Source organism: Streptomyces sp. NPDC058637, from assembly GCF_042717325.1.
In the GTDB taxonomy this organism is placed as follows: domain Bacteria; phylum Actinomycetota; class Actinomycetes; order Streptomycetales; family Streptomycetaceae; genus Streptomyces.
This window is the reverse complement of the sequence record NZ_JBHXRD010000044.1, coordinates 51,512-56,431: the sequence shown is the minus strand read 5'-3', so window position 1 is coordinate 56,431 and position 4,920 is coordinate 51,512. Positions and strand designations below refer to the sequence as shown.

Sequence of the window (4,920 nt, the reverse complement as noted above, 5' to 3'; positions counted from 1 at the left end):
GCCCTCGAATTCCACCGGCCCGGCGTCTTCGTGACTCCGCAGAACCCTCCCCCGTGACCCGTTCCCCCGTCCCCCGTGGTCCTCGGGCTCTCCGTCGTACACCCCCGTCACGTCCGGAGCGCCGCGCCGTTCCGCCGCCCCGTGACGGCGGTCCGGGCGCCGCGCCCCTTCCGTGGTCCCCACTCTCCCGTCCGGGGAGGTGGCGCCCCATCCGTATCCCTACTCATCTCGCCCCGTAGGTAGGGATACTCAGAGCTGTGTGCCGGGGCCCACCCGGGCCGGACCGCGACTGGTGACGACCGCGTCCCTGTCCGTACCCCCCCAGGTGTTCACGGGCGGCCGGGCCGGCGGTTGCGAGGCGGTGGCGTCGCCGGGCCGCCGGCGGTCGGGAGCGGATCGCTGCCGGAGCTCGCGGGGGAGCGGGCGGGTACGGGCCTCCCGGACGACCTGTCGGTGGCACCGTCTAGGGTCTGGGACATGGCACGAATTGCGGTGATCGGCGCCGGGACGGGCGCGATGGCGGCGGCCGCCCGGCTCGCCGTGGCAGGCCACCGGGTGACGGTGTACGAGCGGTCGCGGACGTACGGCGGCTCGCTCGGCCGCCATTCCCGGGACGGCTTCGTGTTCGACACCGGGCCTTCGCTGCTCCACCTTCCGGCGGTCTACCGCGATCTGTTCGTGAAGACGGGCAAGGAGTCCCTGGAACAGTGCGTCACGCTGACCCAGGTCGACCCGGCGAGCCGTCATCTCTTCGCGGACGGCACGGCGGTGTCGCTGCCCAACGCCTCACGGGCCGGGGTCGTCGGCGCGCTGGACGCGGCGCTCGGGGAGGGTTCCGGGGCGCGCTGGGGGGATTTCCTGGACCGGGCGGGCACCGCCTGGGACCGGTCGCGCAGGCCCCTCCTGGAGGAGCCCCTGCGCGACGGCCACCAGGTGCTGGGCCAGGACCCCTACCCGTCGGTGCGCCGCCGCAGGCTGCTGCGGTCCGCCCGGCAGGCGCGGACGGTGGCGGAGGTCGGCTCCCTGGAGCTGGCGGATCCCCGGCTGGCCGCCCTGCTCGACGGATACGCCCTGTCGTACGGCCTGGACCCCCGTCACGCACCGGCCGCCGCAGCCCTCCTGCCGTACATGGAGGAGACCTTCGGCAGTTGGTACGTCGCCGGAGGGATGCGGGCGCTCGCCGACGCGGTGTACGAGCGGTGCCTGGCCCGTCGGGTGACGTTCGTCTTCGGTGCGGAGGTGGTCGGGGTGACCGAGGAGGACGGCCGGGCCGCGGGCGTCGAGCTGGCGGACGGCGAGAGTGTGGAGGCCGACCATGTCGTCCTCGGGGCGCAGCCGCGGCCCGAGCTGTCACCCGGTCAGGACCGGCCGCCCGGCGGGGCGTCCGGGCCGCGGTCGGGCGTGGAGCGCGGACGGGTGCCGGGCCGCTTCCTGGTCCTGCTGTCGCTGCGCGGCGCGCGGGAGGCCGGTGCCGTGCACCGGACCGTGGTGCACCCGGCGGACGGGGCGGCGGAGCAGGACGCGGTGTTCGGGGGCCGGGTCGCGGAGCGGCCCACGGTGACGGTCCTGCGTCCGGACGACCCCGCCACCCGCCCGGACGAGGAGCACGAGGCGGTGACCCTGATGGCGACGGTGGCGCCGCACGGTCCGGTCGACTGGACGGACACCGCGCTGTGCGAGCGGTTCGCCGACACCATGATCGGCCGGGCCGCCGAGGCCGTCCCCGGCCTGCGCGAGCGGATGATCCGCTCCGAGACGCGTACCCCCGCCGACACCGCGGCCGACACCGGCGCCGAGGGTGGTTCGGTGCCCGCCCCCGCGCTGGCGGGGGCGGACGGTGCCTTTCTGCACCCCGGGAACCGCACTTCGCTGCCCGGCCTGTACCTGGTGGGCGGCTGGTCGCATCCGGGCGGCGGGATGGCCCATGCCGGGATGTCGGGGGCCCTGGTGGCCGGACTCGTGGTGGAGGGCGACGGCTTCCGCGGCTCGCGGTGAGCCGTGGAAGCCGGCCATGGGCGGTACCGCGTCAGTAGCGGTACTGCTCGTTCTGGCCGGTGTCGTACCCGTTGCCGTACGAGGCGGGGCCGGTCGGCGCCTCGGGGGGCATCGGGGGGTACTGCTCGCTCTCGCGCTGCTGCGGGACCCAGACGCCGCCCGGCGGGGTGTCGGAGGCGTACTGATCGGCGTAGGCGTCGGTGGGCTGCTGCCCGCCGTAGCCGTTTTCGTAGGCGTTGCCGTAACTGTCGTACTGCCCGGTGCCCGTCCCGATGTACGGGTCCGAGTAGGCGGCGTAGCCCGCCTGTTCGGCGCCGTAGTCGTACTGCCCGGTGGCGTAGCCGTCCTGGCGCTGGTGGCTGTCCTGGCCCGGATAGGCGTCCTGGGCCGCCTGGTGGGCGCCCTGGCCGCTGTAGGTGTCCTGGGAGGGCTCCGCATAGCCGGTGTACGGGTCGTAGGCGGTGTACTGCGGCTGCTGCTCGTCCTGCCGCCGCTCCTCGCCGTCCCGGGCGGTGTGGGCGGCGTCGGTGTATATGCCGTACTGGCCGGTGTCGTCGGGCAGCGGCTGCGGTTCGTAGACCTCGAAGGCCGCGTTTCCGTGGGCCTCCGGGGCGGGTTCCTCGTACTCGAGGCCGGAGACCTGGAGTACGGGCTCCTGGGTGGCGGTCCGCTCGCCGCCGCGGCGGCGACGGCGGCTCGCGCCGGGGCTGCCGCCGATGGCCCAGCCGGTGGAGAAGCCCTTCCGGAAGGAGAGCGTCACATACGTCTGGCCCGTCGCGAAGGCAATCGCGCCGAGGGCGATCACCACCACGGAGGGGATCAGTACACCGAGGACCACACCGAGGAAGCCGCCGAAGGCGAGCAGCCGCCAGCGCAGGCGTGCCTTGTACTGCAGCAGCACCTCGCCCAGCAGCCACAACGCCACGATGCCGAATGCGATGTAGAGGACCGTCCAGCCCACGCCCGCCCCCTCCTGCGGCCACCGCCCCGGTTGGTGGCGGGTCGGCCGGTCACGACTGCTTGTGCAGTCCGAGATTCTCGTAGATCTCGAGCGTCGCCGTCGAGTTGTTGAGCGTGATGAAGTGCAGCCCCGGGACACCCTCGGAGAGCAACTTCGCGCAGAACTCCGTGGCGAACTCGATGCCAATGGAGCGTACAGCGGCGGGATCGTCCTTGGCGGCGAGGATGCGGTCTTTCAGTGCCGGAGGCAGGGACGCGTTGCTGAGCTGGGCGAATCTTTCCAGCTGTTTGACGCTGGTGAGCGGCATCACCTCGGGAATCACCGGGGTTTCGCAACCCGCAGCGACCACGCGGTCACGCATCTGCAGATAGCTTTCCGGATGGAAGAACATCTGGGTGATCGCGTAATCGGCTCCGGCACGGCACTTGTCCACGAAATTACGGACGTCGGAGTCCCAGTCGGCCGACCGCGGGTGCATTTCGGGAAACGCCGCGACGCCGACGCAGAAATCGCCGGACTCCTTGATCAGCCGGACGAGGTCGGCGGCGTACCGCACTCCGCACGGGTGCTCGACCCACTCGCCCATCGGGTCGCCGGGCGGGTCTCCGCGCACCGCGAGGATGTTGCGGATCCCGGCGTCGGCGTACTGCCCGACCATGTTGCGCAGTTCCGCGACGGAATGGTCGACCGCGGTGAGGTGCGCGACCGGGGTGAGCGTCGAGTCGGCGGCGATCTGCTGGGTCGCCCGTACCGTCCCGGCGCGGGTCGAACCACCGGCCCCGTACGTCACGGAGACGAAACTCGGACGCACCGCCTCGACCCGCCGCAGGGCGTTCCAGAGGTTCCGCTCGCCCTTTTCGGTCTTGGGCGCCCAGAACTCGAACGAGTACGACGTCTTGCCGGTCGCGAGCAGCTCACGCACGGTGCGGGCGTGATCCGTCCTGGTGGAAGGTGTGCCAAGGGCCATACCGCGAGGTTAACCAGGGCTCGGCGGTACCCCAACCGGACAGTGCGATTTGACCGCAATCAGGCGATTGTTGTCCACCCTTCGGACAGACGGCCGTAGGGGGCGGGCCGCGGCGCGGTTCACGGACCTGTCAGGATCCGTCCACGGGTACGGGAAGCCCGCTCCGGCTCAGAGGGACCGGGCGCGTACGCGCGCGGCGAGCGCCGCGGCGGCTCCGGCCGGGTCGTCCGCCTCGGTGATCGCCCGCACGACGACGACCCGGCGCGCGCCGGCGTCCAGCACCTCGTCCAGGTTGCCCGCGTCGATCCCGCCGATGGCGAACCACGGACGCGGCTGTCCGAGCGAGGCGGCGTAGCGCACGAGGCCGAGGCCCGGGGCGTGCCGGCCGGGTTTGGTCGGGGTGGGCCAGCAGGGGCCCGTGCAGAAGTAGTCGACCCCGGTCTCGGCGACGGCGGTGTCGACCTCGGACTCGGCGTGGGTGGAGCGGCCGACGATCACGTCACCGCCGAGGAGGGCGCGGGCGGCGGGCACCGGCAGATCGCCCTGCCCGAGGTGCAGGACGTCGGAGCCGATGGCGTGGGCGACGTCGGCCCGGTCGTTCACCGCGAGGAGCTTGCCGTGGCGCTCGCAGGCGTCGGCGAACACCGCGAGGTGGTCGAGCTCCTCGGCGGCCTCCATCCCCTTGTCGCGCAGCTGGACGATGTCCACGCCGGAGGTGAGCACGGCGTCGAGGAAGTCGGGCAGGTCGCCCTGCCGCTTCCGGGCGTCCGTGCACAGGTAGAGCCGGGCGTCGGAGAGCTGCGCGCGAGGCGTGGACATGTGGTTGTTCCCCCGTCGGTACGTCGGTGGTCGGTGGAGCCGTGACAACGGGGTGGGGGGGGGGGGGGGGTACGCGCCCCCCCCCCCCCCCCGGCGGACGGGGAAGCTCGGGGGGGCGGGGCCGGCGGGCGCGCCCCCCTACCCCCCGGTCCACAGCGGGTGTGGTTATAAACAAAAA

The 4,920-nt window shown here is 72.9% G+C and carries 4 protein-coding genes; 1 reads left to right on the top strand and 3 read right to left on the bottom strand.

What is annotated here, in order from left to right; genetic code table 11:
* Nucleotides 1–477 precede the first annotated feature (477 nt).
* A complete protein-coding gene (locus ACFWVP_RS31665; RefSeq protein ID WP_384501418.1) occupies nucleotides 478–1,995 on the top strand; it encodes a phytoene desaturase family protein in 1,518 nt (505 codons plus the stop codon).
* Between the two features lie 31 nt (nucleotides 1,996–2,026).
* On the opposite strand, the gene ACFWVP_RS31660 is transcribed toward ACFWVP_RS31665, so the two are convergent.
* From ACFWVP_RS31660 to thiE, 3 genes are all read right to left on the bottom strand, one after another.
* Nucleotides 2,027–2,956, bottom strand: coding sequence for a hypothetical protein (locus ACFWVP_RS31660; protein WP_384501417.1), 930 nt, complete (start codon nucleotides 2,954–2,956; stop codon nucleotides 2,027–2,029).
* A 49-nt stretch (nucleotides 2,957–3,005) separates the two neighbouring features.
* Nucleotides 3,006–3,923 carry a methylenetetrahydrofolate reductase [NAD(P)H] gene (gene metF, locus ACFWVP_RS31655; RefSeq protein ID WP_384501416.1) on the bottom strand — a complete coding sequence of 306 codons (918 nt, stop codon included), beginning with the start codon at nucleotides 3,921–3,923 and terminating at the stop codon, nucleotides 3,006–3,008.
* A 168-nt stretch (nucleotides 3,924–4,091) separates the two neighbouring features.
* On the bottom strand, nucleotides 4,092–4,742 hold the full coding sequence (gene thiE, locus ACFWVP_RS31650; protein WP_384501415.1) for a thiamine phosphate synthase: 651 nt from the start codon (nucleotides 4,740–4,742) through the stop codon (nucleotides 4,092–4,094).
* Nucleotides 4,743–4,920: the final 178 nt, after the last annotated feature.